This window comes from Bradyrhizobium cytisi, from assembly GCF_008123515.1.
Classification (GTDB): domain Bacteria; phylum Pseudomonadota; class Alphaproteobacteria; order Rhizobiales; family Xanthobacteraceae; genus Bradyrhizobium; species Bradyrhizobium cytisi.
This window is the reverse complement of sequence record NZ_VSSR01000006.1, coordinates 77,996-102,389: the sequence shown is the minus strand read 5'-3', so window position 1 is coordinate 102,389 and position 24,394 is coordinate 77,996. Positions and strand designations below refer to the sequence as shown.

The following is a 24,394-nucleotide window of genomic DNA, read 5'->3' as shown; positions in this document are numbered from 1 at the left end:
GCGTGATGACAGCGATCGATCTCGCGAAGACTTGCGCCCTATTTCTTTTGCGGCTTGACGTTCCGGGAAGTGATCAGCGATCCCCGTTCATTCGAAAGGCGCTTTACGTCACCTTTGAGCTGTGTTGCATCCACAAATTTACCTGTCACAATCTCGCGGAAAGCGCCTCGCAGCTGGCGGTCCAAATTGGCAGTGCGATCTGGTCTTAGATCGATTTGCTTTGCCATGATTGTCTCTTCTAAGCTTGCCTAGGGCTGAGGATTACACCGAGGGACTGAGCCAAATCTCGTAATGGCTGCACATTGTCTTGGCTATAGCGACCGACTTTGCTGCTGGTCGCGACCAATACTCCTATGGCGCGGCCGTCGTTAACATCAGGTATGCATATCGAGGCTATCCCACGATAGCGGACGCGGTCGTAATCTCGCAATAGGTCTCCTTTGCCTTGGAACACATCTTGCGACGCTGCATCGTCCGTAAGTAACTCGCCGTCGCGCTGACAGGTCAATCCTACGTGTCCAGATCCAACTGGCCAATTGCGCGGAATGTCGCCTGGTAGGCCATAGTTCCGCCGGTGGTGAAGGCAGAATAATTCGTCCACCGGGTTTCGGAGATAAATTGCGAAGTTCCATTGCTCATCATCACCGGTTCCGAAGAGCTGATTGCGCTGGTCCACCAAGTTTTCGAGGAGCTGTTTGGCCGTTGCCTGGAGGCCGTCCGGAGTAGAAGCCGACAAAAGCACTGCTTCAACAGCCCGGGCCGCGACGCTCAGACAGTTGATATGGGCTGAGAGCTGCGTCAACTCTGTGCGCTGCTTGTCTATGTCGCCCTGGAGAACAGCAGAGTGCATCGTCTCATGAGCGAATTTTTGAAATACAAGAGCAGCGCTTTCGTCGAACCAAAATAGACCGACACCTAAGAGTAAGCCGAAGCCTAGTGTGGTGATCTGCGCGGGCACCATGACCGCACGAACCTCAGGGCTTATCCCGCCCGCAGCGCCCAAAATGCCCAGAAGCGCAGGCACCAAGATTGAGGAAATCAACAGCGCATATCGGCGAAATCTTGCCAGCGCTCCAAACCATTTCCGGATCTCGCGGTAAAATTTCCGATCAAACACGGCAGGCCCCCACTAAATTATAACAGATTCGACAGCTGTGGCTGAGCGAAAAGGGAGGCGGCGCCAGCGGCCCGCGTGCTTCGAGCAATCTTAAGTAGCGCACACGCATACCGCGAGTCGGTATGAAAGGGGATGGATTTTTAACCAACGGTGGGAGTCGAGGGCCGCTCTAAACTGGAAACCTGGTCGAGATCGCCACGACCATCAACATCGCCAACAGCGCCGCCCCAAACCAAAGCCACTGCGAACGCCAGGAATCCGGCTCTAATTCGTTCATTTCCCCTTCGCCTTCAGCCCTAACTCGACCAGCCGGCGGATGGCTTCGGGGCGCGTCAACCCCGTTTCGTTCTGCTTGGCAATCCATCCATCGAGGACAGCGAGCGGCTCGTCCAGGAGCCGGACACCGATCAACATCCCCTTGCCGGTGGTAACCGGCCGGCCGCGCTTCTTTTTTGTGATAACACCAATTGACTTGCCCATGAATTAGAGTTATCACAAAATCAGGCCGAAGGGAAGCTGTCACTTCCGCCTCGGCCCTAACCTCGATCACAGAAGGGTATTCAAGATGACCAAGGCTGACGGCGTGCATAGCACGCCACGGATAAACTCGCCCATAGAGCGCCCGGTGGAGTCCATGGATTCGTTTTCCGCTCAACCCGCCACTGGACAGTCTGAAACGGGAGAACGCACCAGCGAGTCCCGCAAGCCCGCTAAGGGCCTGTCCCGCCGAATGGCGCTGGCTGGGCTTGCCGCTCTGCCGCTCGCCTTGCCGGCCGCCGCAGCGGTGCCCGATCCCGTTTTCGCGGCCATCCGGCGCTACAACGTGCTTTCCGCCGAATACACCGCCGCCGTCGACAGGTGGGCGCCGTTAGAGCACGAGCACCCGGACCGTCCGGATGCGGAGGACGAGACAAGCCGTCGGTCGTCCGCGCTGTTCGAGCAAATGGACGTCATCTTCACGTTCGAGCCATCCACCGTTGCCGGCGTGACGGCCCTGCTGAACTACATCTCGACGCTGGAAGAATGGCAGATGCCCCCAGGGCTGGAGGACGGTAATGGTAAGGAGGCCGTGCAGACGCTTTGCAGCCGCCTTGCCGCGGCGATCGAACAGAGCGGGGTGGCAGTATGAGCAACGTCATCGTACTGGCCACCCGTACAGCGTCGCGTGCCGCCGCCGCGCTGCCCCCTGACAACATCGCCGAACTCGAGCCGACCCCGCGGCGGCGTGCACAAGAGCCTCAAACCGAGACCGCCAAAAACAAGCAGCTTCGAGAGCAGCGCCGGACCGCATGGAATGCGGCCAACGCGCGAACAGAATACTGGAAAGCCCGGCTAAAGATGCAAGACGCAATCTACATCGTGCGAGACCGAGGTTTGCCCGAAGGTCAGTTGCACGCGGAGGTCAATTTCGAAGATTGGACTCCGCTATCGGCAAGTGTTTGGGAAGCGACGGCAAAGCAATTTTTGACGCCGGCTCCAACACTTGATGCAGTCGAATGGAAGCGAAAGAAATTTGCCGCCGGAGAGCACAAGCACTCCGGCCTCACATCCGAGCACATTGAGTTGGTGATCGCTCAGGATCTAGCGTTTCTTGCCTCGCATCCGATGCGCCGCGTGCGCGAGGAGCGCGAAGTATGAAGCGCCGTCGCAAGATCCACCGAAAGCGCGACCGGCAGCGGCTGATGACGCATCGCCGGCGGCTGTGCCGCTAGTCCCTAAAAGATACGCCGCCGGGCTCGAAATGCATTGTCCCGGCGGCGCCCTGTCTCAAACTGGGTCCTACAATCCCAGTCACCTAGATGTCAGCAACGCCCGTGCCATAGAGATGCGACAGGCCCGCCGGTTCACGCTGGCGGGCCCACGGGTTAGGCCTAAGGGCGCGGTGCCGATCGTGCGGAACGTCGCGGCCACCTAAGGTCCCGGTCAAGCGGCGCCCCTTTTTATTTGGGAGAATGGCGCAAGTTTATGGGGGACCAAAGCCATCGACCTGGCAGAGGCGATAGACGCCCAGCGCGAGAATTACTATAGGTTGGAAAAAACTGGTGGACAATCAACGCTGGCAAACCGAGCCAATTTTGGTTTCCTCCGCCATCAGGGGGGCAGGAACGGTGCACCAGAAAATATCCAGCGAATGGCGATCGCAGCCATCAGAGGAATGGTCGGGAAATAGCCGACCTTATAGGTCTGCCCTCCTGGGGGTCTTGGCGTGCTCCGGCACCATCATGATTTTGCTGCATGGTGTGGGGCTCGGCAACTCCTGGACGAGCGCGGGCCTGATCATCATTCCGATTGCGATCCTGATTGCGGCGGGCCGCTATGAATTAACTCTCTGGGACTATACCCTTTGGGACTCGGTCTTTATCCTGTTCGTGCTCTGGCTGGGCGTTTCCATCACCATCAACGGGCTCACGTCCCCGAAAGAAAACGCCCTTCTCGTCCTCACACTGGCCACATACCCGGCGGCCAGGTTCTCAGGAGTGGCGGGCAGGGCTTTTTTTATAGTGGTGGCCGTCGTTGGCTTGCTTGGGCTCGCTTGCGTTGGTGTAGAGCTCTGGCGCCAATGGGGAGATGCCCACGGGAAGCCTTTAGTTTTTGGGCTATATGACGCGGCGCCGGCTCAAGTATTTCTTTGCTTTGCGCTTCTGCTTATGGGAGCCGTTGCATCACACATGAGCCGAGGATGGCTCTTTGCCAGTTACGGGCTCGCTGCGATCGCCCTCACGATCTTGTCGGCTTCCCTTGTCCGCTTCTCGTTCTTGGCGCTCATGGGTGTAATGCTTTGTGAAGCGGTCCTATCCCCCAGAACAAGAACAAAAGCCCTCGCCGCTGCAATCTTGATCGCAGCCTCATGGGGCGCCGGATATTTTGCTCGGCTGGAGAGCGCCGAGAAAGTTGCCATTGCGATCAGCGCGGAGCCTGACCCGACCTACCTTCCTCCGCAATACCTCCCTTCGACGCCGTGCGACGGGGTGAACCCTTACAGCTCCATTTCGATTCGGAAGCGGCTTATTGCTGACATTGTAGCGGCGTTGCCACATGCAGGATTCTTTGGCCACGGTCTTTCGAGCTTTCGCACGATGACCTGCGTCGATCTTCCGAGCCACGTCACGGTAGCGCAGGCAATCATTGAATTTGGCTGGCCCGCCGGGCTCCTCCTGCTTTTGCTCCTGATCGGTCCCTTTTTGCGCGCGGCCCGCGAAAGAAGCGCCGAGGCCAGATTCGCGGTCATGGCGTTCCTGTTCGCCGCTTCGATTTCGCTTGTGCATGGCAACCTTGCGCGGGACGGCCTGCTCTTCCTCTTTGTGGGGTTTTTGGCCAAGTACTCGGCGAGGTTGGAATAAGGCCGCCGCCTAGCAGCCACTCAATACTCGGCGTCGACGTCGCGCGTGACGTGCCTGAACCAGAGTATGAGCAGGCCGAGCAGCGCCGCCACTGCCAACAGGATCCAGCCCATTTCACGCTCCCTCTGCCTGGAGCGTGAATCGTGCCGTCGCGGCGAGCGCCATGTCCCTGAGTCCAATTGACTCACTCCGCCCAGGGACGGCAATGCATTTGCAGACACGGTGCAGACACGAGGGATTTTGCGACTGACGCTGAATTGGCCTAAGTCTTTGATTTTGTTGGTGAGCGCGCTGGGGCTCGAACCCAGGACCCCGTGATTAAAAGTCACGTGCTCTACCGGCTGAGCTACGCGCTCCCATGGCCGCCGATGGCTTCAGAAATCAATCGCCATCGTCTTCGGACATTTGGAAAAGCATGTCTTGCCGCCGCGTTTGACTGAAGTGCTGCGGGGAAAACCGGCTGTTTCCGGATCATGCTTTCGGCCCGCGCTGTGTAGGGGGATGGGGCGCCGAGGTCAATAGCGCGCGCGGCTGCCGAAGATCGCGCCAGAGGCGGGGATATGCGCGACATTTCCATCGCTTAGCCCGGGATTTTCAACTCGATTGGCGGCCGGTCATCCACGCCGAAGTAAGTCAGTTCGCCTCCCGCCGCACCTCGCTCGGCACCGGCTGGGCGTTGCCGGGCGCCGGCAGGGCGACCGGGCGGAGGCCGATCAGCTCGGCTGTGCGGATCGAACTGTCGCGCCAGAACTGGAACGAGTTGATGCGGCTGAGCTCGAGGATCGCAATCGCGACCGCGGCCAGGAACGGCAGGCTCTGCAGCACCAGCACGCCGGCGAAGATGTAGATCTCGGTGATCTGCCTGAAACTGTTGGAGGCGATTAGCACGCCAGAGCCGATCAGGAGCAGGGCGCCGATCACGGCCTCCCAGAACGCCTGGAACTCGATCGACATCCTGGACAGGCCGCCCTTGGAGGTGCGCGCGAAGGCGATGTGCTCGGTGATCAGTCCTTGCGCGACCGCACGCGAGACCGTCCATTGCACGCTCATCGCGGCGATCATGGCGCCCAGCATCTGGCCGGGCTTGATCGCGACGCGCGCGCGGTACATCGACAGGAAGTGCGCGAGCGAGACGACGAAGGCGCCGATGATCGGCAGCGTCAGAATCTTGTCAGGGATCGCGATGTCGGCGAAGGCGACGATCGGCACCCAGATGAGGTTGAGCAGTGCCACGACCACGCCGAGACTTTCGGCCCCGAGCCAGTTCAGCCAGCCAAGACCATATTCGCGCTTCTGGTCGGGCGTGAGCCGGCTTCGGCCCGGCAGGAACTGCCGCCAGTGCTTCTTCACGATCTGGAGCCCGCCATAGGCCCAGCGGTGGCGCTGCTTCTTGAACGCCTCGTAGGTGTCGGGCAGCAGGCCCTGGCCGTAGCGGTGGTTGGTGTAATGCGTGGTCCAGCCAAGCTCCTGGATCGCAAGCCCGAGATCGCTGTCTTCGCAGATCGTGTCGGATGACCAGCCGCCGGCCATGTCCATCGCGGCGCGGCGGATCAGGCACATCGTGCCGTGCACGATGACGGCGTTGAGCTCGTTGCGCTGGACCATGCCGATGTCGAAGAAGCCGGCATATTCGCCGTTCATGATGTAGTGCATGATCGACAGATCGCCGTCGCGGTGCTCCTGCGGCGCCTGCACGAGGCCGACGCGCGGGTCGGCGAAGGCCGGCACGAGGTCCTTCAGCCAGTCGGGCTCGACGACATAGTCGGCATCGAGAATGCCGATGATTTCGGCATCGACGGCGGTGCGGTCCATGGCGATGCGCAACGCGCCGGCCTTGAAACCCTGCACCTTCTCGGCGTTGATGAACTTGAAGCGTTCACCGAGCGCGCGGCAGTGGTCCTGGATCGGCTGCCAGAAGGCGGGATCGGGCGTGTTGTTGATGATGACCACGCATTCGTAGTTCGGATAGTCGAGCCGCGACAGCGCATCGAGCGTCTGCTTGAGCATCTCGACCGGCTCGAAATAGGCGGGGATGTGGATCGAGACCTTCGGATAGTAACTCTCGGGCACGTTCTCGACCGGCTTGCCCTTGGCGAGCAGCCGCTGCGGCGGCCGGCCGAACGCGACGGCCGCGATCTCGTCGATCCGGGCCATCGCGATGAGGACAAGGGGAACAAGAAGTATCATGCCGAGCGTCAGCGCGAAGGCCGAGCCGAAGAGAAAATAATGCCCGTTCCAGAACGCGAATACGGTCGCGGCCCAGGCGCCGACGCCGTTGGCGGTGGCCGACAGCAGGAACGCCTGCCTGGCGGTCGGCTGCTCCAGCCGCAGGATCGGAAGCGACAAGAGGATGCCGACCAGCAGTGCGATCGTCATCAGCTTCCAATAGTCGGGATTCTCGACCGGGCCGGTCCAGGCGAATTTCGGCTCGCGGCTGGCGTTGAGGATGCCCCAGTACGGACCGACGCCGCCCTCAAAATACTTCCAGGGCTGATCGATCGCTTCGACGATGTTGTATTCCATGCCCAGCGCCTCGGCGCGGCTGACGAAATTGCGCAGCGTCAGCGCCTGCTGGAACGGACCTGGATCTGCATTGCGCAGATTATAGCCCGCGCTCGGCCAGCCGAATTCGGCGATGACGATGCGCTTGCCCGGGAACTGGTTGCGCAAGAGGTTGTAGCGGTCCACAGCCTGGTCGACGGCCTGGTCCGACCGGAAGTTTTCCCAATAGGGCAGGACGTGCGCGGCGATGAAATCGACGTTGGAGCCGAGGTCGGGGTTGTCGCGCCAGATGTTCCAGATCTCGCCGGTGGTGACGGGCACGCGCACCGCACTCTTCACCCGCTTGATCATCTCGATGAGGTCTTCGACCTTCTGCTCACCGCGGTAGATCACCTCGTTGCCGACGACGACGCCGTTCACGTTGCTGTTCTTGCGCGCGAGCGCGATAGCAGCCTTGATCTCCCGCTCGTTGCGCTCCGGATCCTTGCCGATCCAGGCTCCGACCGTGACTTTGAGCCCGAACTCGGCGGCGATCGGCGGCACCAATTCGTTGCCTTCTGTCGCCGAGTAAGACCGAATCGCACGCGTGAGGGTCGAGAGCTTTTTCAGATCGGCACGTATCTTGTCGGGGTCGAGGTTGTTGTCGACAATATGTCCCGGTTCGAACGGCGTATAAGACAGGCTGGGCAACAGGCCCTTGAAATCAGGCGCGGGTTCCTTGTCGCGCAGGACTCCCCAGAGGCCGGCGTGGAGCATGGACACGAGCAACAGAACGGCGGCGACAACGCGCATCGCGGCTAAACCAAAAGGGGCTGAGGGGGCAGGGAAGCGGATCCGACCCCGAGATCCGACCAAGTCCACGGCAAAGGGAGCATACCTCTGCCGCACGGTTTCTCAACTGTCATGGCCTCATGTCCTTATCAGGGCATGGCCTTGTTCGGTCCGGTCAACGCGCGGCAGTGCCGTCTGTTGCTATCGCCGATCGTTCCTGAACGGAGGCTGAAACGATCGCGGCTATTTCTGGGGTGCCGGCGACGGGCTTGCCGCAGGCGTGGGGCTCGCGGCCGGCTGGGGGGCTTGCGAATTGCCGGTGGTCGGCGCCGGCGGCTGCGATGCCGCGGCGGCCGCCTGCTGCGGCTGGGAAGCCGGGTTGATCCAGCAAGCGTGGACACGGCTGTCCAGGGTCTCGGCAATCTTGGGATCGATCTGGGCGCCGAAGCGGGTCAGGCAGCGGAACGCCGCCTGGATGTGGCCGCCGGGGCAGCCGAAGCGGTCATAGAGGTCGAGATGGCGGAATGCGGTATCGAGGTCATCCCGCCACATCAGCCGCACCACGCGCCGGCCGAGCCAGACGCATTCGGGGTTGCCGGCCGGGCCGTTGATGACTTGAGCAGCTTCCGCGAACTCGTCGGTGCGGCGCTGGTTCTGGGCCGCGTCCTTGGCGGCGTCGGCGGGTTGGGCGGCAGCCTTGCCCTGGTCAGGGGCGGGCGAGCCGCTCTGGGCCGAGGCGCCACCAAGATTGGCCAGGAGGACAAGGGAGGAGACGGCCAACGTGGCGGCGAACTGCCGCAGGACCGCATTTCGTAACTCGAACACCCGTCGCCGCATGAATTCCCCAATATCTCAGCCGCTCGTCCGCGCGGAAGGACCTCGCGGACGCCGAGACGTGATGGCGTCCAAATGGGTCTCCAATGCGGCGGAAAAGTCCCGCAAAATCCAATGACCTGTAATTGGATTTTTGTCCAGCAAAGTCACGATCCTAGGGCCCGGTCGAACGGCCGCAGCCCAATCCGTCGGGGAGAGCGCGCAGCCGACCCGGGTACCCCCTTGGCAGATGGCGCGCGAGCAGGTAATCGACGGACCCTCGCGGAGGACGGAACCGATTTCACTTCGTACGCCACTGGCGCTTCTGCTTGTCTCCTTCTGTGCGATTGCTTCCGTGTGGTGGTGGCTGGCCACGCCGATCACGCTCGCGCGCGCGCCCATCGATCCCAATGACAAGGTGCAATGCGTCTCCTACGCGCCGTTCCGCGGCGACCAGACGCCGCTGAACGAATGGACCCATATCGAGGCCGACCAGCTCGAGCAGGATTTGCGCCAGCTCAAGCAGATCACCGACTGCGTCCGCACCTACTCGATCGAGAACGGGCTCGACCAGGTGCCGGCGGTCGCGACCAGGATCGGCGGGCTGAAGATAATCCAGGGTATCTGGCTCGGCAGCAACCGCGCCAAGAATTTAGCGCAGGTTGCGACCGCTGTGCGCCTCACCAAGGAATTCCCCGACACCATCTCCTCGCTCGTCGTCGGCAACGAGGTGCTGCTGCGCGGAGAGATGACGACGTCGGATCTCACCGCGATTATCCGTTCGGTGAAGGCGCAGGTCAGCGTGCCCATTACCTATGCCGACGTCTGGGAGTACTGGCTGAAGAACCGCGACGTCTATGACGCCGTCGATTTCGTCACGATTCATATCCTGCCTTATTGGGAGGATATGCCGGTGAAGGCGAAGTTCGCGGCGAGCCATGTCGAGGCGATCCGCGAGCGCATGGCGGTGGCGTTCCCCGGCAAGGAGATCCTGATCGGCGAGACCGGCTGGCCGAGCGAAGGTCGCATGCGCGACGGCGCGCTGCCGTCACGCACCAACCAGGCGCGCGTCGTCTCGGAAATCCTGGGGCTCGCGAAGGCGCTGAAGTTTCGCGTCAACCTGATCGAGGCCTACGACCAGCCGTGGAAGCGGCAGCTCGAAGGCACCGTCGGCGGCTATTGGGGCCTGTTCGATTCCGTGCGGCGACAGCTGAAATATCCGCCGGGCGAGCCGATCAGCAATTTCCCGTTCTGGAAATGGTACATGGGCGCCGGCATGGTTCTCAGCGTGCTGGTGTTTGCGGTGGCCGGCATCACGCTGCGCCGCCGGCCCTGGACGCCGCGCTTCTCCGCCTGGCTCGGCGTCGGCATCTCCGCGACATCAGCGGGCATCCTGCTCGGGATTGCCACCGACAAGATGATTTACGAGAGCTACGGCTGGGGCGGCTGGCTGCAATGGGGCATGCTGCTGTTGGCCGGCATCCTGTCGCCGATCTTATGCGCGCAGGCGCTCGTCATCGGCCGCAATTTGCCGAGCTTCCTCGACCTGCTTGGCCCGCGCGAGGGACGGAAATGGTCGAAGCTCTCCGCCGTGCTCGGCCTGACCCTGGCGGTGACGGCGGTGATCGCGGCCGAGACCGCGCTCGGCTTCGTGTTCGACCCGCGCTACCGCGACTTCCCCTATGCCTCGCTGACGATGGCGGTGGTGCCGTTCGCGCTGTTGATGCTGAACCGCCCGCAGATCGGCGTTCGCCCGATCGCAGAAGCCGTGTTCGCAGGGCTGCTGGCGCTGTCGGCCGTCTACGTGATCCTGAACGAAGGCCGCGACAATTGGCAGGCGATGTGGACCTGCGCGATCTATCTCCTGTTCGCGCTCACGCTGTGGCGGGCGCGGGCCGAGCAAAGCCAAGGATGAGCAGGCCGATCGCCAGGCCCGACAGCACGATGTTGTAGAGCACGATGCCGAGGCCGGCTGCGACCACGCCGAGCGTGAGCAGCACGATCGAAGGCCGCATCAGGTTCAGCGTCGCGATCACCAGCGCGACGATGCCGAACACCGAATTCTTGAACAGCGACGTCGACACCGAGCGCGCCTTGCAGATCATGGTCTGCAAGCCGGCATCGCATGCGAGCGACACTTGCGAGAACTCGACGGCGAGATAGCGCACATAGAGCGCCCAGCCGACGGTGACGAAACCGACGACGATGAGAAACTGCACCTGATACGGCGTGAGGCGAAACGGCTTTTTTGTCATGGGGGCAATATGGTCGGGATGGCCGGAGGGAGCAACAGGGGCGGGGCATTTTTACACCAGGGGGCATCGCATTTGCAGCACCCCGAACGTATCGGAACCGTAGCCATACGGATTTGCGAGAGTTCAAACGTCGCCTAACGTCCGACCTGAAGCGTGGGCGTGATCGCAGATCCAGTCAGGAGCAGATCACATCCTTCAAGAACGCGACTGCGAGGATGCGAGCGAGGTTGGCAATGGTTGAAGCGTTGCAGGTCAATTTTGCGCTTTGGGGCATGATCATTTGCGCGGCTATCAAGATCAGCCAACTGGCGGCTGTTCTTTGAACGGCGCAGTCTCAGGGAGACGCGCCGCCGATTCAATCGGAAGTCCTGACAGTCCTACCGTCTGAAGAACGACGATATCGTCGAGCTCGCCGACGCCGTCTCCGGCTTGGCGGCGGCCGCTGCTGGCTGTGGCGCTGGCGCAGGTGCGGGCTCCTCACGCTTTGACGAGCGCTTGGATGAGTAGCTGCGGCGGTGCTTGTCAGGCTTGGCGGCGGGCGCGGGCGCCGGCGGGGCGGTCTCGGCTTGCGGCACTGAGTCCTGGCTCTTCTCTTGGCTCTTCTCCGAGCTCTTGTCCTGGTTCTTGTCTGAACCCTTGTCCTGGTTCTTGTCCTGGCCCTTCTCCGAGCTGCCGCGCATCGACAAGCGCTGGCCGTCGAACACGGTCGTCTCGCAGTGGCGGGCGTTCTCGGCAAGGCCTGCGCAGAGCTTTGCGGCGGCGGCGGCGTTGATCAGGGGGCCGGCACCCAGACGAAGCTGCATCCCGAGGCCGTTATTGCCTTCCTTGATCATGATGATCGGCCGAAGTGCTGCGACCTCCGGATTGGACTTGCTCAGGCCGCGCCAGAGTGCGCGCAGGCCGTCGACTGAGTTCGCACCGCCGAGATCGATGGCAAAGCGCGTCTGCTGGACTGCGATTGCGGGCGACTCGGCTTCGGTTGCCTCGGGCGGTTTGACTGGGGCCGCGGCGATTTCGGTGGGAGCGGGCGCCGCTTCGGGTTTCTTCTCTGAGGTGTCCGGCTGAATCAGTTTCGAGGCCGCCGGATCAGGCGGCGCCATGATCGACTTCGATGGCACCAGCGGGAGGATCGGAAGTGCCGACGTCGTCAGCGGCGACTGCGGAACGAGCGAAGCGGCGGCCGCGGTCTGCGGCGGCGGGCCCGGCAGATCCTTTGCAGCCTCTTTCGAACTGTCCTTTGAAGTTTCCTTCGATGTTTCCTTCGACGGCTCTTTGGGCTCCTTGCCGGCGCCTGCGCGCGGCTTGTCGACCAGCGAGGCCGCGGTCGAGGCGACTGGTGCGACATCCGGAGCCGGGGTCGAGGGCTGCGCGGCGGCGACGGGCGAGTCCTGCGGCTTCGATGCGGGGGGCTGCGGCGATGTCGCGCTCTGCTTGGCGATGGCGCCGGTGACGGAATCGAGCCCCTGCTCGAGCACCGTGACGCGCGAATAGAGCCGGTCGCGATCGGTGTTCAGCGTCTCGATGGCGGAGGCGAGGCGACGCGCTTCGAGCTGGCTTTCCTTGGTCAGCACCTGGAGACGGTCGGACTGGTGGGCGAGATCGGCGGAGGCGACCTGGTCGCGGCGCCAGCCGAGCTGGGCCTGGTTGGCCAAAACGGCGATCACGACGGCGCCGACAGCGGTCGCGCCCCATGAGCCCAGCCGCCACATCATACGGCGATCGAACGTGCTTTCTTCAGCCAAGAGTCCGGAGAACAGCCCGCCGGTCTCCTTGTCGCCGAAGGCATCCGCCAGTGGGTCGGAATCCTTTGCCATGAACGTTTAGTGCCCAGCCCCGCCTGGCTTCCCCGAATCAATCAGGGAACATTAACAGGAAAACCCCCTCGCACTTGAATTCCGGGTGTTTGCGGGGGTAGCAAGGCGGCAAGCTCTCGTCGCCCATCGTGTGATGATTGATTCGGCCGTATTTGACAGGATTGCGATGACCGTCCGCTCAAGCCTCACGATCGTGCTCGCCGCCGGCGAAGGCACGCGCATGCGATCCAGCCTGCCGAAGGTGCTGCATCCCGTAGCTTCCCAGACGCTGCTTGCCCATGTGCTCGGTGCCGCACCGCGCGGAACCGGCACTGCGCTTGCGGTCGTGATCGGCCCCGATCACCACGCGGTCGCGGACGAGGCGAAGCGGATCCGGTCCGATGCGCTCATCTTCGTGCAGGCCGAGCGGCTCGGCACCGCGCACGCGGTCCTGGCGGCGCGGGAGGCGATTGCGCGCGGCGTGGATGATGTTCTGATCGCGTTCGGCGATACGCCGCTGATCTCGGCCGAGACTTTTGCGCGGCTCCGCGCGCCGCTCGCGAAAGGTGCCGCGATTGCCGCGCTCGGCTTTCGCGCAGCGGACCCGACCGGGTATGGCCGCTTCATCGTCGAGGGCGACCGCCTGGTCGCGATCCGTGAGCACGCCGACGCCAGCGCGGACGAGCGCAAGATCGATCTGTGCAATGCCGGCGTGATGGCGATCGACGGCCGCCGCGCGCTCGCGATCCTCGACAAAATAGGCAATGCGAATTCCAAGGGCGAGTATTACCTGACCGATGCGGTCGGCGTCGCCTGCGACAATGGATGGGAGTCCGTGGTGATCGAAACCAGCGAGGACGAAGTGCGCGGCATCAACACCAAGGCCCAGCTTGCAGAAGCGGAAAGCGTGATGCAAGCGCGGTTGCGCAAGGCTGCGATGGAGGCCGGCGTCACGCTGATCGGCCCCGAAACCGTCTATCTCTCAGTCGATACCGTGTTCGGCAAGGACGTCACCATCGAGCCCTTCGTGGTGATCGGGCCGGGCGTTTCGATCGCCGACGGCACCGTGATCCATTCCTTCTCGCATATCGTGCAGACTACGCTCGGCAAGAACGTCTCGATCGGGCCTTATGCGCGGCTGCGCCCCGGCACCTCGCTCGGCGATGGCGCGCGGATCGGCAATTTCGTGGAGACCAAGGCCGCGACGCTGGAGGCCGGCGTCAAGGTCAACCATCTCTCCTACATTGGCGACGCCACCATCGGCGCCAACTCCAACATCGGCGCCGGCACCATCACCTGCAACTACGACGGCTTCAAGAAGCACAAGACGGTGATCGGGCAGGGCGCCTTCGTCGGTACCAACTCCTCGCTGGTCGCGCCGGTGAAGATCGGCAATGGCGCCTATATCGGCTCAGGCTCGGTGATCACGCGCGATGTGCCCGATGACGCCATGGCGCTGGAGCGCAGCCCGCAGACCATCCGCGAAGGTGGTGCTGCGCGTTACCGCGAGCTGAAGACAGAGGGCAAGAAAGTGGACAAGAAGCCCGAGAAGTGAGCGGCGTTACTCGTCGGCGAATTCTGAGAAGACCGCGCGCGTCAGGCGCCAGCCGCGCGGGTTTGCACGCTTCGCCGGCTTGCCCTCGGCATGCTTCGTGAAGACCAAGACGGGCTTGCCTTCCTTGCTGCGGTGGGGCGGCGGCCAATGCGCGAGGTGCGTGCCCGTGGTCTCGCTGGCGAGCAGATACGTGGGTGACTGACCTTTGCGGTCGGACGTGGCTTTCATGGCCGTGATCTCCCGTAGGGGAATCGTTGGCCAAACTTGTTGACAACAAGTTAATTCGCGCGGTTAAAGCCGGCCACATCGACGCAGGCGAAGGCATGCCGTCATCTGACGCTGTCGCAATCCGTCATAATTATTGAGTAACTGGTTCCTTAGGAACTTCGCTAGAAACCGAGCGCGTCGTTTAGGCGATTTTTCGACGATTTGGGGGATATTGATCCGCATGTGCGGGATTGTCGGCATTCTCGGGCGCGAGCCGGTTGCAGAGCAATTGGTGGATTCGCTCAAACGTCTCGAATATCGCGGCTACGATTCCGCGGGCGTCGCCACGCTTGAAGGCAAGCATCTGGAGCGCCGCCGCGCCGAGGGCAAGCTGAAGAATCTGGAGAAGCGGCTGGAAGCCGAGCCGCTGAAGGGCACCACCGGCATCGGTCACACCCGCTGGGCCACCCACGGCAAGCCGACCGTCAACAATGCCCATCCGCATGCGACCGAGCGCGTCGCGGTCGTCCACAACGGCATCATCGAGAATTTCCGCGAGCTGCGCGAGGAGCTCGAGAAGAAGGGCACGGTGTTCCACACCGAGACCGACACCGAGATCGTGCTGCATCTCGTCGACGATCTGTTGACGCGCGGCAACAAGCCGGTGGAAGCCGTGAAGCTGACCCTGGCGCGCTTGCGCGGCGCCTTCGCACTCGGCTTCATCTTCGCTGGCGACGACGATCTGTTGATCGGCGCCCGCAACGGTCCGCCGCTTGCGATCGGCTATGGCGACGGCGAGATGTATCTCGGCTCGGATGCCATCGCGCTGGGGCCGTTCACCGACACGATCAGCTATCTCGAAGACGGCGACTGGGTCGTGCTGACACACAAGAGTGCTGCGATCTTCGACAAGGACGGCCACGCCGTCCAGCGCGACAAGATCAAGCACGCCGCCTCGACCTCGCTGGTCGACAAGGCGAACTACCGCCACTTCATGGCGAAGGAGATCCACGAGCAGCCGGAAGTGGTCGGCCACACGCTGGCGCGCTATGTCGACATGGCGACCGAGCGCGTCTCGCTGCCGGTCAAGTTGCCGTTCGACTTCAAGGACATCCAGCGCATCAGCATCACGGCCTGCGGCACCGCAAGCTACGCCGGCATCGTTGCAAAATACTGGTTCGAGCGGTTTGCGCGCGTGCCGGTCGAGGTCGATGTCGCCTCCGAATTCCGCTACCGCGAAGCGCCGTTGCGCAAGGGCGATCTCGCCATCTTCATCTCGCAATCGGGCGAGACCGCCGACACACTGGCTGCGCTGCGCTACGCGAAGGCCGAGGGCGCGCACACGATTGCCGTCGTCAACGTCCCGACCTCGACCATCGCGCGCGAGAGCGAGACCGTGCTGCAGACGCTGGCCGGCCCCGAGATCGGCGTCGCCTCGACCAAGGCCTTCACCTGCCAGCTCATGGTGCTGGCGAACCTCGCCATTGCGGCCGGCAAGGCCCGCGGCGAATTGTCCGCCGAGGACGAGACCAAGCTCGTCCATGGCCTCGTCGAGATCCCGCGCCTGATGTCGGATGCGCTCACGGCCGAGATCCAGATCGAGAAGCTCGCGCATAGAATCGCAAAATCCCGCGACGTGCTCTATCTCGGCCGTGGCACCAGCTACCCGCTGGCGCTCGAAGGCGCGCTGAAGCTGAAGGAAATCTCCTACATCCACGCCGAGGGCTATGCCGCCGGCGAGCTCAAGCACGGCCCGATCGCGCTGATCGACGAGACCATGCCGGTCGTCGTGATCGCGCCCTACGACCGCGTGTTCGAGAAGACCGTCTCCAACATGCAGGAGGTCGCCGCCCGCGGCGGCAACATCATCCTGATGACCGACGCCAAGGGCGCGGCGGAGGCGACGGTGGATTCGCTCGTCACCATCGTCATGCCTGACATGGCCGCGGCCTTTACGCCGATGGTCTATGCGGTCCCCGTGCAGCTGCTCGCCTACCATACGGCAGTGGTGATGGGCACCGACGTGGACCAGCCGCGCAATCTCGCGAAATCCGTGACGGTGGAATAGGCAGAACGGACCAGGCCGCGCTCTTCCAAAACCTGCTAGAAGCCCCTAGCTTGAACGAAGCGACCGACCTGGAACCAGAATGACCACCCGCGACGACGTGCCTGCGCCTCTCGATCCCGCCCCGGAGCCGCATACCGGCCTGATGGGCCGTTTCCGCAATTATTTCCTGACCGGGCTGGTCGTCACCGGTCCGATTGCGATCACGCTGTATCTGGTCTGGTGGTTCGTCACCTGGGTCGACGGCGTGGTGCGCCCGTTTGTTCCGCTCGCATATCGACCCGAAACCTATCTGCCGTACGTCGTCCCGGGCTGGGGACTGGTTGTCGCATTCTTCACGCTGACGCTGGTCGGCTTCCTCGCAGCGAACCTGATTGGCCGCACGCTGGTCGATGTCGGCGAGACCTTCCTCGGCCGGATTCCGGCGGTGCGGGCGATCTATCGCGGCCTCAAGCAGGTGTTCGAGACGTTGTTCTCGGGCAAGGGCTCGAGCTTCCGCAAGGTCGGCCTCGTCGAGTTTCCGTCGCCCGGCATGTGGTCAATCGTGCTGATCTCGCAATCCCCGAACGAGGACGTCTCGCGCAGCCTGCCGGGGCAGGAAGAACATGTCTCGGTGTTTCTGCCGTGCTCGCCGAACCCGACCACCGGATTCTTCTTCTACGTGCCCAAGAGCAAGATCATCGAGGTCGACATGAGCACCGAGGATGCGGCGACGCTGATCATGTCGGCCGGCGTGGTGCAGCCGGGCTCGGCGCCGGATCCGAAGAAGGCGGCCGCGCTCGCCGGCATGGCGAACGCCGCGCGCATTGCCAGCGCCTCCACGCTCCAGCCCGAGCCTGCAAAGGCAGAGTAGGGCTATCCCGCAGCGGGATGGCCTGGGATCACGCAAGTGTTCGCATCCTCTGCTAATGTTCCGGTCGAACTGAGCGCCAATGCTCGGAGTTCGAACTGGAGTGCCCCGATGTCCAACTCGATGTCGAAAACCATTGCGATCCTCGCGCCCGGCGCCATGGGCAGCGCGGTGGCCCGCCGCCTCAGCGAAAACGGCGCACGCGTGCTGACGTCCTTGAAAGGGCGCAGCGAGGCGACGCTGAAACGGGCGGCGGATGCCGGCATGGTCGGCGCCGAGGACGAGGCGATCGCGGACGCCGACATCATCCTCTCGATAGTGCCGCCGGGCGAGGCGGTGGCGCTGGCCGAGCGGCTCGCCGCATTGATCGTGAAACGTAACAAGAAGCCGGTCGTGGTCGACTGCAACGCCGTCAATGTCGACACGGTGAAGCGGATCGAGGAGATCATAGGCTCGGCGCAGGCGCCTTTCGTCGATGGCGGCATCATCGGCTTTCCTCCGCAGCCGGGCGGCAAGAGCCCGGCGTTCTACATGTCAGGCGAACATGCCGGGGATGTCGCGGTGCTCAGGGAATTCGGGCTCGACCTGCGCATTGTCGAAGGCCCGGTGGGTGCGGCCTCCGCGCTCAAGATGTCCTACGCCGGCATCGTCAGGGGCTCGCCGGGATCGGCTCCGCCATGGTGGTCGCCGCGACGAAGGCGGGGGCCGCGGACGCGCTGCGCGACGAGCTCGCGCTCAGCCAGCCCGCGATCCTAGCGCGGCTCGAGGTCGCGCTGCCCGACATGATCCCGAAGGCCTATCGCTGGGTCGCTGAGATGCAGGAGATTGCCGGCTTCCTCGGGCCGGATCATCCGGCAAGCCAGATCTACCAGGGTTTTGCCAGATGGTTCGAGCATCTGGCCGGGGACGCAAAGGGCGAGGCGGTCGATGCGGAGCTGATGAAGGCGTTTGCCGCCAATATCGGGAAGAAGAAAGCCTAAATTGGCATTTCGCTACGCTCGCAATGACAAGGAGGCGGCGTTATCCCGCCCCGATCAGCGGGATCGCCTCGTCCCGCTCGTAGAGATACAGCAGGCAGCGCAGCGCTTCGCCGCGCTCGCCTTTCAGCTTCGGATCGTCCTTCATGATGCGCAGCGCCTCGTCTCTAGCCTGCGTGATGAGCTGGCCGTGGACCTCCGGGCGCGCGATGCGGTAGCCGGGCAGGCCGCTCTGGCGGACGCCGAGCACATCGCCTTCGCCGCGCAATTTCAGATCCTCTTCAGCGATACGAAACCCGTCGGTGGTCTCGCGGATCACTTTCAGCCGCGCCTTCGACATTTCGCCGAGCGGTTCGCTGTAGAGCAAAATGCAGGTCGAAGCCTCCGAGCCGCGCCCGATGCGGCCGCGCAGCTGGTGCAGCTGGGCGAGGCCGAAGCGTTCGGCATTCTCGATCACCATGATGGTGGCGGCCGGCACGTCGACGCCGACCTCGACCACGGTGGTTGCGACCAGAAGCCCGATCTCGTGCGCGGCGAACTGGCCCATCGCGCGGTCTTTTTCCGTGCCCTTCATCTGTCCATGGACGAGGCCGACGCGATCTCCAAAACGCTTCTGCAGGCTCTCGAAGCGCTTGGTCGCGTTGGTGAGATGCTCGGTCCCCTCCGCCTCGGATTCCTCGACCAATGGGCAGATCCAGTACACCAGCTTGCCGGACTCGAGCGCGCGGCCGACGCCGTCCATGACCTCGCCGAGCCGGCTCATGGCGACGGCGCGGGTGTCGATCGGCTGGCGGCCGGCGGGCTTTTCACGCAACTCGCTGATGTCCATGTCGCCAAAATAAGTCAGCACCAGGGTGCGCGGGATCGGGGTTGCGCTCAGCACGAGAACATCGACCGCTTCGCCCTTCGAGGTCAGCGCCAGGCGCTCGCGCACGCCGAAGCGGTGCTGCTCGTCGACGATGGCGAGCGCCAGATCGTGGAAGATCACGTCGTCCTGGATCAGCGCATGGGTGCCGACGAGGAGATCGATCTCGCCCTCGGCGAGCTCAGTGATGATCTCGCGCCGCTCCTTGCCCTTCTCGCGGCCGGTGAGGATCGCGACCCGCATGCCGGCGCGCTCGGCGAGCGGGGCGATCGTCTTGATGTGCTGGCGTGCCAGAATTTCGGTCGGGGCCATCAGGGCGGCCTGCTTGCCGACCTCGGCGACAGCGGCGGCCGCCAGCAGCGCGACCACGGTCTTGCCGGAGCCGACGTCGCCCTGGAGCAGGCGCAGCATGCGCACCGGCTGCTGCAGATCGTTCGCGATCGCCGCGGCTGCGTCGCGTTGGGAGGACGTGAGCGCATAGGGCAAGGCGTCGATGATCTTGTTGCGCAAATGTCCGTCACCGGCATTGCGCACCCCGGCCGGGCGGCGCAGCTGCGCGCGGATCAAGGCGAGCGCCAGCTGGCCGGCAAGCAGCTCGTCGAAGGCGAGGCGGGACCAGAACGGCTGGTCCGGCAGAATGTCCGTCAGCTCGACCGGCTGGTGCACGCGATTGAGCGCTTCCGCGATCGGCGGGAAATTGCAGCGGCGCAGCACCTCCGGGCTGATCCATTCGGGCAGGGCCGGCAGCTTCTGCAGCGCCTGCGCGATCGCGCGGCGGAGCGAGCCGAGCGCGAGGCCCTCGGTGAGCGGATAGACGGGGTCGATGCCCGAGAGCTTTGAGAACGCCTCCTCGTCGAGCACGCGGTCGGGATGAACGATCTGCGGCATGCCGTCGTACATCTGCAGCGTGCCGGAGACGAAGCGCTTCTCGCCGACAGGCAGCAGCTTCTCGACATGGCCGGGCTTGGCGCGGAAGAAGGTCAGCACGACGTCGCCGGTGTCGTCGCTGGCATAGACCAGATACGGCGCGCGGGGGTTGCGCGGTGGGGGCGGGCGGTGGCGGTCGACGGTGACCTCCAGCGTCACCATGGTTCCCTGGACCGCGTCGCGGATCTTTGGCCGCGCCCGGCGGTCGATAACCTGGCTCGGCAGATGCAGCAGCAAATCGACCAGCCGCGGCGGCTCGTTGCGGCTGAGCAGATATTGCAGCAGCTTGTCCTGCTTCGGACCGACGCCGGGCAGGCTGGTCACGGGAGCAAACAGCGGATTGAGCAGGCTGGGGCGCATGAGAGCGAATCTAGGATCGTTTCGGCTCGTCGTGCCCGGCTTTATGCCGGGCATCCACGGCTTTTTTCGCAGCCCTTCGCGGGCGTCAAGCCATGCCAAATCGAGGGCTGACACGGCAGGTTCGAGTGGCTATATCACCCCGGCCCGGCACGTCCGGGCTTTCTGCGTTTGACTGGATTGAGACATGACGGGAACGACACGATCGAGCAACGGGCTGGACCACCGCCGCAAGCGGTTGCTGTTCCGCTGCTGGCACCGCGGCACGCGCGAGATGGACCTGATCCTCGGCCGCTTTGCGGATGCCGAGATCGCCAATCTCTCCGACGCCGAGCTGATCGAGCTGGAGACCCTGCTCGAGGAGTCCGATCCCGACCTCTACGCCGCCATCACCGGTGACAAGGTGCTGCCAGCCGATGTCACCGGCGCGTTGTTTGCCCGGATCAAGGCCTATCCGATCGCGGACCGCGATTTATGAAACCGGGAATGAAATCTCCGGCCGAGCTGCTGACGCCCGGCCGCGCGCTGACGCTTGCCAATGTCGCCGAGGGCGCCGAGGGCCTCGTCGTCTCCGATCTCGCGCGCGCTATCGCGGCGCGGCCGAAGAAACCGGCCGTCAGCCTTGCCGTGGTCTGCCGCGACGGTGCCCGGATGCAGCAGCTCGAACGCGCGCTGCAATTCTTCGCGCCCGATCTGCCGGTGCTTCAGTTTCCGGCCTGGGACTGCCAGCCCTATGACCGTGTCTCGCCGCATGGCGGAGTCCTGGCGCAGCGCCTGACCACGCTGGCGCGGCTGGCCCCGCTCACCGGCAGCGACAAGCCGCTGATCGTGCTGACCACGGTGAACGCAATCGTGCAGCGCGTGCCCGCGCGCGAGCTCGTCGCGGCGCAGGCGCTGTCGGTTGCGCCGGGCAATGTCGTGCCGATGGACACCATCGTCGCCTGGCTCGAGCACAACGGCTACAATCGTTCCTCGACAGTGCGCGAGCCCGGCGAATATGCCGTGCGCGGCGGTATTCTCGACCTGTTTCCGGCCGGTCTCGAGCAGCCCGTCCGGTTCGACTTCTTCGGCGACAGCCTGGAATCGATCCGCACCTTCGACGCCGAGACCCAGCGCACGCTGCTCGACATGCGCGCACTCGACCTCGTCCCGATCTCGGAATTCCAGCTCGTCACCGACACCATCCGCCGCTTCCGCATGGGCTATGTCGCCGAGTTCGGCGCGCCCGAGCGTGACGACGCGCTGTACGAGGCCGTCAGCGAAGGCCGCCGCCATCCCGGCATGGAACACTGGCTGCCGCTGTTCCAGGACCGGATGGATACACTGTTCGACTATCTGCAGGGCGCGGCCGTCGCGATCGAGCCGCAGGCCGAAGACGCCGTCCGCGAGCGCTTCAAGCAGATCCAAGACTATTACGAGGCCCGCCGCGATGCGATGGAGCATCCGGGCGGCGGCGCGATCTACAAGCCGCTGCCGCCTGATCGGCTCTATCTGACCGAGGACGAATGGGGCAAGCGTCTCGGCGACATCCCGTTGGCGCGATTGACGCAGTTCTCCGTGCCGGCCGACGGCACTGGCGTCGTCGATGCCGGTGCCCGCAAGGGCCGCGACTTCGCGCCCGAGCGTAACGATGCTACCGTCAACGTGTTCGAGTCCGTCGTCGCGCATGTCATGGGCCTGCAGGCGAACCGCAAGAAGGTCGTGATCGCGCTCTGGAGCGAAGGCTCGCGCGACCGCATGACCTCGATGCTGCGCGACCACAAGCTGAGCCACACCACCAGCGTCAACGCCTGGCGGACGGTACAGGCGACGCCGCGCAACGAGACCATGCTCGCCGTGCTCGGCTTAGAGGCCGGTTTCGAGACCGACGAGATCGCGCTGATCAGCGAGCAGGACATCCTCGGTGACCGCCTGGTGCGCCCGCGCAAGGCAAGCCGCAAGCTCGACAATTTCATATCGGAGATCACGAGCCTCACCGCGGGCGACATCGTCGTCCACGCCGATCACGGCATCGGCCGTTTCGTCGGCCTGCAGACACTCGACGTCGCCGGCGCGCCGCATGATTGTCTCGAGCTGCATTATGCCGCCGAGGCGAAACTGTTCCTGCCGGTCGAGAACATCGAGTTGTTGTCGCGCTACGGCTCCGACCAGACCACGGTCGAGCTCGATCGTCTCGGCGGTTCCGGCTGGCAGACCCGCAAGGCCAAGCTCAAGAACCGCATCCGCGAGATCGCGGGCGAGCTGATCAAGATCGCCGCTGCGCGCCATTTGCACGAGGCACCCAAGCTGCCAGTACAGCAAGGCATCTATGACGAGTTCTGCGCACGCTTCCCCTACGATGAGACCGAGGACCAGTTAGGGGCGATCGAATCCACCCTGAAGGACCTCGAGCTCGGCCGTCCGATGGACCGCCTGATCTGCGGCGACGTCGGCTTCGGCAAGACCGAGGTGGCGCTTCGCGCGGCGTTTGCCGTTGCGCTCGAAGGCAAGCAGGTTGCGGTCGTGGTGCCGACCACGCTGCTCGCCCGCCAGCATCACAGGACCTTCACCGAGCGCTTCAAGGGCTTTCCGGTGAACGTGGCGCAGGCCTCGCGCCTGGTCCCGACCAAAGAGCTCAACCTGGTCAAGAAGGGTATTGCCGACGGTTCGGTCGATATCGTCGTCGGCACCCACGCGCTGCTCGGCAAGGCCATCAAGTTCCGCGATTTGGGCCTCGTGATCGTCGACGAGGAGCAGCACTTTGGCGTCACCCACAAGGAGCGGCTGAAGGCATTGCGCTCTGAGGTGCATGTGCTGACGCTGTCGGCAACGCCGATCCCGCGCACGCTGCAACTGGCGCTGACCGGCGTCCGCGAGCTGTCGATCATTGCTTCCCCTCCGGTCGACCGTCTCGCGGTCCGCACTTTCGTGGCCCCGCATGATCCGCTGATGATCCGCGAGGCGCTGCTGCGCGAGCGTTATCGCGGCGGTCAGGCGTTCTACGTGGTGCCGCGCATCGACGACCTCGCCGAGGTCAAGGACTTCCTCGTCAAGAACGTGCCGGAGATGAAGGTTGCGGTCGCGCACGGGCAGATGCCGCCTGCGGTGATTGAGGACATCATGACCGCGTTCTACGACGGCAAGTTCGACGTCCTGCTGTCGACCACCATCGTGGAATCCGGCCTCGACATTCCCAATGCTAACACGCTGATCGTGCACCGCGCCGACATGTTCGGTCTCGCCCAGCTCTATCAGCTCCGCGGCCGCGTCGGCCGTTCCAAGCTGCGGGCCTATGCGCTGTTCACACTGCCGGCGCAGCAGAAGATCACGGCGCAAGCCGAGCGCCGGCTCACCGTGCTGCAATCGCTGGAGACGCTGGGCGCCGGCTTCCAGCTCGCCTCGCACGACCTCGACATCCGCGGTGCCGGTAACCTCTTGGGCGAGGAGCAGTCCGGCCACATCAAGGAGGTCGGATTCGAGCTCTACCAGTCGATGCTGGAGGAGGCGATCGTCAACCTCAAGGCCGGTGTCTCCGAGCCGGCCGCCGACCGCTGGTCGCCGACCATCACCATCGGCATGCCCGTGCTCATTCCGGAAGATTACGTCGGCGACCTCTCGGTGCGGCTGTCGCTCTACCGGCGCCTGGCCGATCTCGACAGCGAGGAGGAGATCGAGAATTTTGGCGCCGAGATGCGCGACCGCTTCGGCGTGCTGCCGGACGAGGTGCGTTATCTCTTCAAGGTCGCCGCGATCAAGGCATTCTGCCGCCAGGCCAATGTCGGGAAGATCGATGCCGGTCCGAAGGGCGCCGTCATCGCCTTCCGCGACAATTCGTTCGCACATCCCGACCGCCTGGTCACGTTCATCCGCAGCCACGGCCAAGCCGCCAAGGTGCGGCCCGACATGAAGGTGGTGTTCCTGCAGGATTGGGAGACGCCGGAGGAGCGTCTCGCCGGCACCACCGAGATCATGCGGCAGCTTGCGCAGCTCGCGCAGAAAAAGAAGGCGGCGTAGGCGAGG

18 protein-coding genes, 1 tRNA gene and 1 pseudogene are annotated in these 24,394 nt (G+C 63.8%); 10 read left to right on the top strand and 10 right to left on the bottom strand.

Annotation, left to right across the window (positions count from 1 at the left end):
* Window positions 1–38 precede the first annotated feature (38 nt).
* The 3 genes from FXB38_RS03140 to FXB38_RS03130 all read right to left on the bottom strand — a co-directional run bounded on the left by FXB38_RS03140 (window position 39) and on the right by FXB38_RS03130 (window position 1,597).
* Complete coding sequence (locus FXB38_RS03140) at window positions 39–227, bottom strand: hypothetical protein (protein WP_148749309.1); 189 nt, start codon at window positions 225–227, stop codon at window positions 39–41.
* Window positions 228–238: 11 nt separating this feature from the next.
* Window positions 239–1,117, bottom strand: a complete 879-nt coding sequence (locus tag FXB38_RS03135; RefSeq protein ID WP_148749308.1) for a GAF domain-containing protein — start codon at window positions 1,115–1,117, stop codon at window positions 239–241.
* Between the two features lie 273 nt (window positions 1,118–1,390).
* On the bottom strand, window positions 1,391–1,597 hold the full coding sequence (locus tag FXB38_RS03130) for a hypothetical protein (protein ID WP_148749307.1): 207 nt from the start codon (window positions 1,595–1,597) through the stop codon (window positions 1,391–1,393).
* 85 nt (window positions 1,598–1,682) lie between these two features.
* On the opposite strand from FXB38_RS03130, the gene FXB38_RS03125 reads away from it, so the two are divergent.
* From FXB38_RS03125 to FXB38_RS03115, 3 genes are all read left to right on the top strand, one after another.
* The gene (locus tag FXB38_RS03125; RefSeq protein WP_148749306.1) at window positions 1,683–2,246 is read left to right on the top strand and encodes a hypothetical protein; all 564 of its coding nucleotides are present in this window, start codon (window positions 1,683–1,685) and stop codon (window positions 2,244–2,246) included.
* On the top strand, window positions 2,243–2,755 hold the full coding sequence (locus tag FXB38_RS03120) for a hypothetical protein (protein ID WP_148749305.1): 513 nt from the start codon (window positions 2,243–2,245) through the stop codon (window positions 2,753–2,755). Before FXB38_RS03125 ends, FXB38_RS03120 begins: the two co-directional genes overlap by 4 nt.
* Before the next feature lie 404 nt (window positions 2,756–3,159).
* Window positions 3,160–4,458: a hypothetical protein gene (locus FXB38_RS03115; protein ID WP_148749304.1), complete on the top strand. Its 1,299-nt coding sequence runs from the start codon at window positions 3,160–3,162 to the stop codon at window positions 4,456–4,458.
* Between the two features lie 280 nt (window positions 4,459–4,738).
* Here FXB38_RS03115 and FXB38_RS03110 read toward each other — a convergent pair.
* From FXB38_RS03110 to FXB38_RS03100, 3 genes are all read right to left on the bottom strand, one after another.
* Window positions 4,739–4,814 (bottom strand) — tRNA-Lys (locus tag FXB38_RS03110).
* A gap of 277 nt (window positions 4,815–5,091) precedes the next feature.
* Window positions 5,092–7,752: a glycosyltransferase gene (locus tag FXB38_RS03105; protein ID WP_148749303.1), complete on the bottom strand. Its 2,661-nt coding sequence runs from the start codon at window positions 7,750–7,752 to the stop codon at window positions 5,092–5,094.
* Between the two features lie 222 nt (window positions 7,753–7,974).
* Entirely contained in the window at window positions 7,975–8,568 is a 594-nt protein-coding gene (locus tag FXB38_RS03100) for a beta-1-3, beta-1-6-glucan biosynthesis protein (RefSeq protein WP_148749302.1), read from the bottom strand.
* Between the two features lie 226 nt (window positions 8,569–8,794).
* Between FXB38_RS03100 and FXB38_RS03095 the strand changes: the two genes are divergently transcribed.
* Complete coding sequence (locus tag FXB38_RS03095) at window positions 8,795–10,459, top strand: glycoside hydrolase family 17 protein (protein WP_148749301.1); 1,665 nt, start codon at window positions 8,795–8,797, stop codon at window positions 10,457–10,459.
* Here FXB38_RS03095 and FXB38_RS03090 read toward each other — a convergent pair.
* Entirely contained in the window at window positions 10,419–10,799 is a 381-nt protein-coding gene (locus FXB38_RS03090) for a hypothetical protein (protein ID WP_148749300.1), read from the bottom strand. The genes FXB38_RS03095 and FXB38_RS03090 overlap by 41 nt on opposite strands.
* A gap of 377 nt (window positions 10,800–11,176) precedes the next feature.
* Window positions 11,177–12,613, bottom strand: a complete 1,437-nt coding sequence (locus tag FXB38_RS03085) for a hypothetical protein (RefSeq protein ID WP_148749299.1) — start codon at window positions 12,611–12,613, stop codon at window positions 11,177–11,179.
* A gap of 166 nt (window positions 12,614–12,779) precedes the next feature.
* Here FXB38_RS03085 and glmU point away from each other — a divergent pair, with 166 nt between their 5' ends.
* Window positions 12,780–14,147: a bifunctional UDP-N-acetylglucosamine diphosphorylase/glucosamine-1-phosphate N-acetyltransferase GlmU gene (gene glmU / locus FXB38_RS03080; RefSeq protein WP_148749298.1), complete on the top strand. Its 1,368-nt coding sequence runs from the start codon at window positions 12,780–12,782 to the stop codon at window positions 14,145–14,147.
* Window positions 14,148–14,153: 6 nt separating this feature from the next.
* On the opposite strand, the gene FXB38_RS03075 is transcribed toward glmU, so the two are convergent.
* Complete coding sequence (locus FXB38_RS03075; RefSeq protein WP_148749297.1) at window positions 14,154–14,375, bottom strand: hypothetical protein; 222 nt, start codon at window positions 14,373–14,375, stop codon at window positions 14,154–14,156.
* Window positions 14,376–14,595: 220 nt separating this feature from the next.
* On the opposite strand from FXB38_RS03075, the gene glmS reads away from it, so the two are divergent.
* The 3 genes and pseudogenes from glmS (at window position 14,596) to FXB38_RS03060 (ending at window position 18,249) form a co-directional block, all read left to right on the top strand.
* The gene (gene glmS / locus FXB38_RS03070) at window positions 14,596–16,422 is read left to right on the top strand and encodes a glutamine--fructose-6-phosphate transaminase (isomerizing) (RefSeq protein WP_148749296.1); all 1,827 of its coding nucleotides are present in this window, start codon (window positions 14,596–14,598) and stop codon (window positions 16,420–16,422) included.
* Between the two features lie 79 nt (window positions 16,423–16,501).
* Window positions 16,502–17,272 carry a DUF502 domain-containing protein gene (locus tag FXB38_RS03065; RefSeq protein WP_148749295.1) on the top strand — a complete coding sequence of 257 codons (771 nt, stop codon included), beginning with the start codon at window positions 16,502–16,504 and terminating at the stop codon, window positions 17,270–17,272.
* Between the two features lie 120 nt (window positions 17,273–17,392).
* Window positions 17,393–18,249 (top strand): annotated as a pseudogene (locus FXB38_RS03060) (NAD(P)-dependent oxidoreductase).
* Window positions 18,250–18,289: 40 nt separating this feature from the next.
* Here the strand turns inward: FXB38_RS03060 and recG are convergent.
* Window positions 18,290–20,398, bottom strand: coding sequence for an ATP-dependent DNA helicase RecG (recG, locus tag FXB38_RS03055; RefSeq protein WP_148749294.1), 2,109 nt, complete (start codon window positions 20,396–20,398; stop codon window positions 18,290–18,292).
* A 184-nt stretch (window positions 20,399–20,582) separates the two neighbouring features.
* Between recG and FXB38_RS03050 the strand changes: the two genes are divergently transcribed.
* Entirely contained in the window at window positions 20,583–20,873 is a 291-nt protein-coding gene (locus FXB38_RS03050; protein ID WP_148749293.1) for an FAD assembly factor SdhE, read from the top strand.
* Window positions 20,870–24,388 carry a transcription-repair coupling factor gene (gene mfd, locus FXB38_RS03045; protein ID WP_148749292.1) on the top strand — a complete coding sequence of 1,173 codons (3,519 nt, stop codon included), beginning with the start codon at window positions 20,870–20,872 and terminating at the stop codon, window positions 24,386–24,388. The genes FXB38_RS03050 and mfd overlap by 4 nt, the downstream gene beginning before the upstream one ends.
* Window positions 24,389–24,394: the final 6 nt, after the last annotated feature.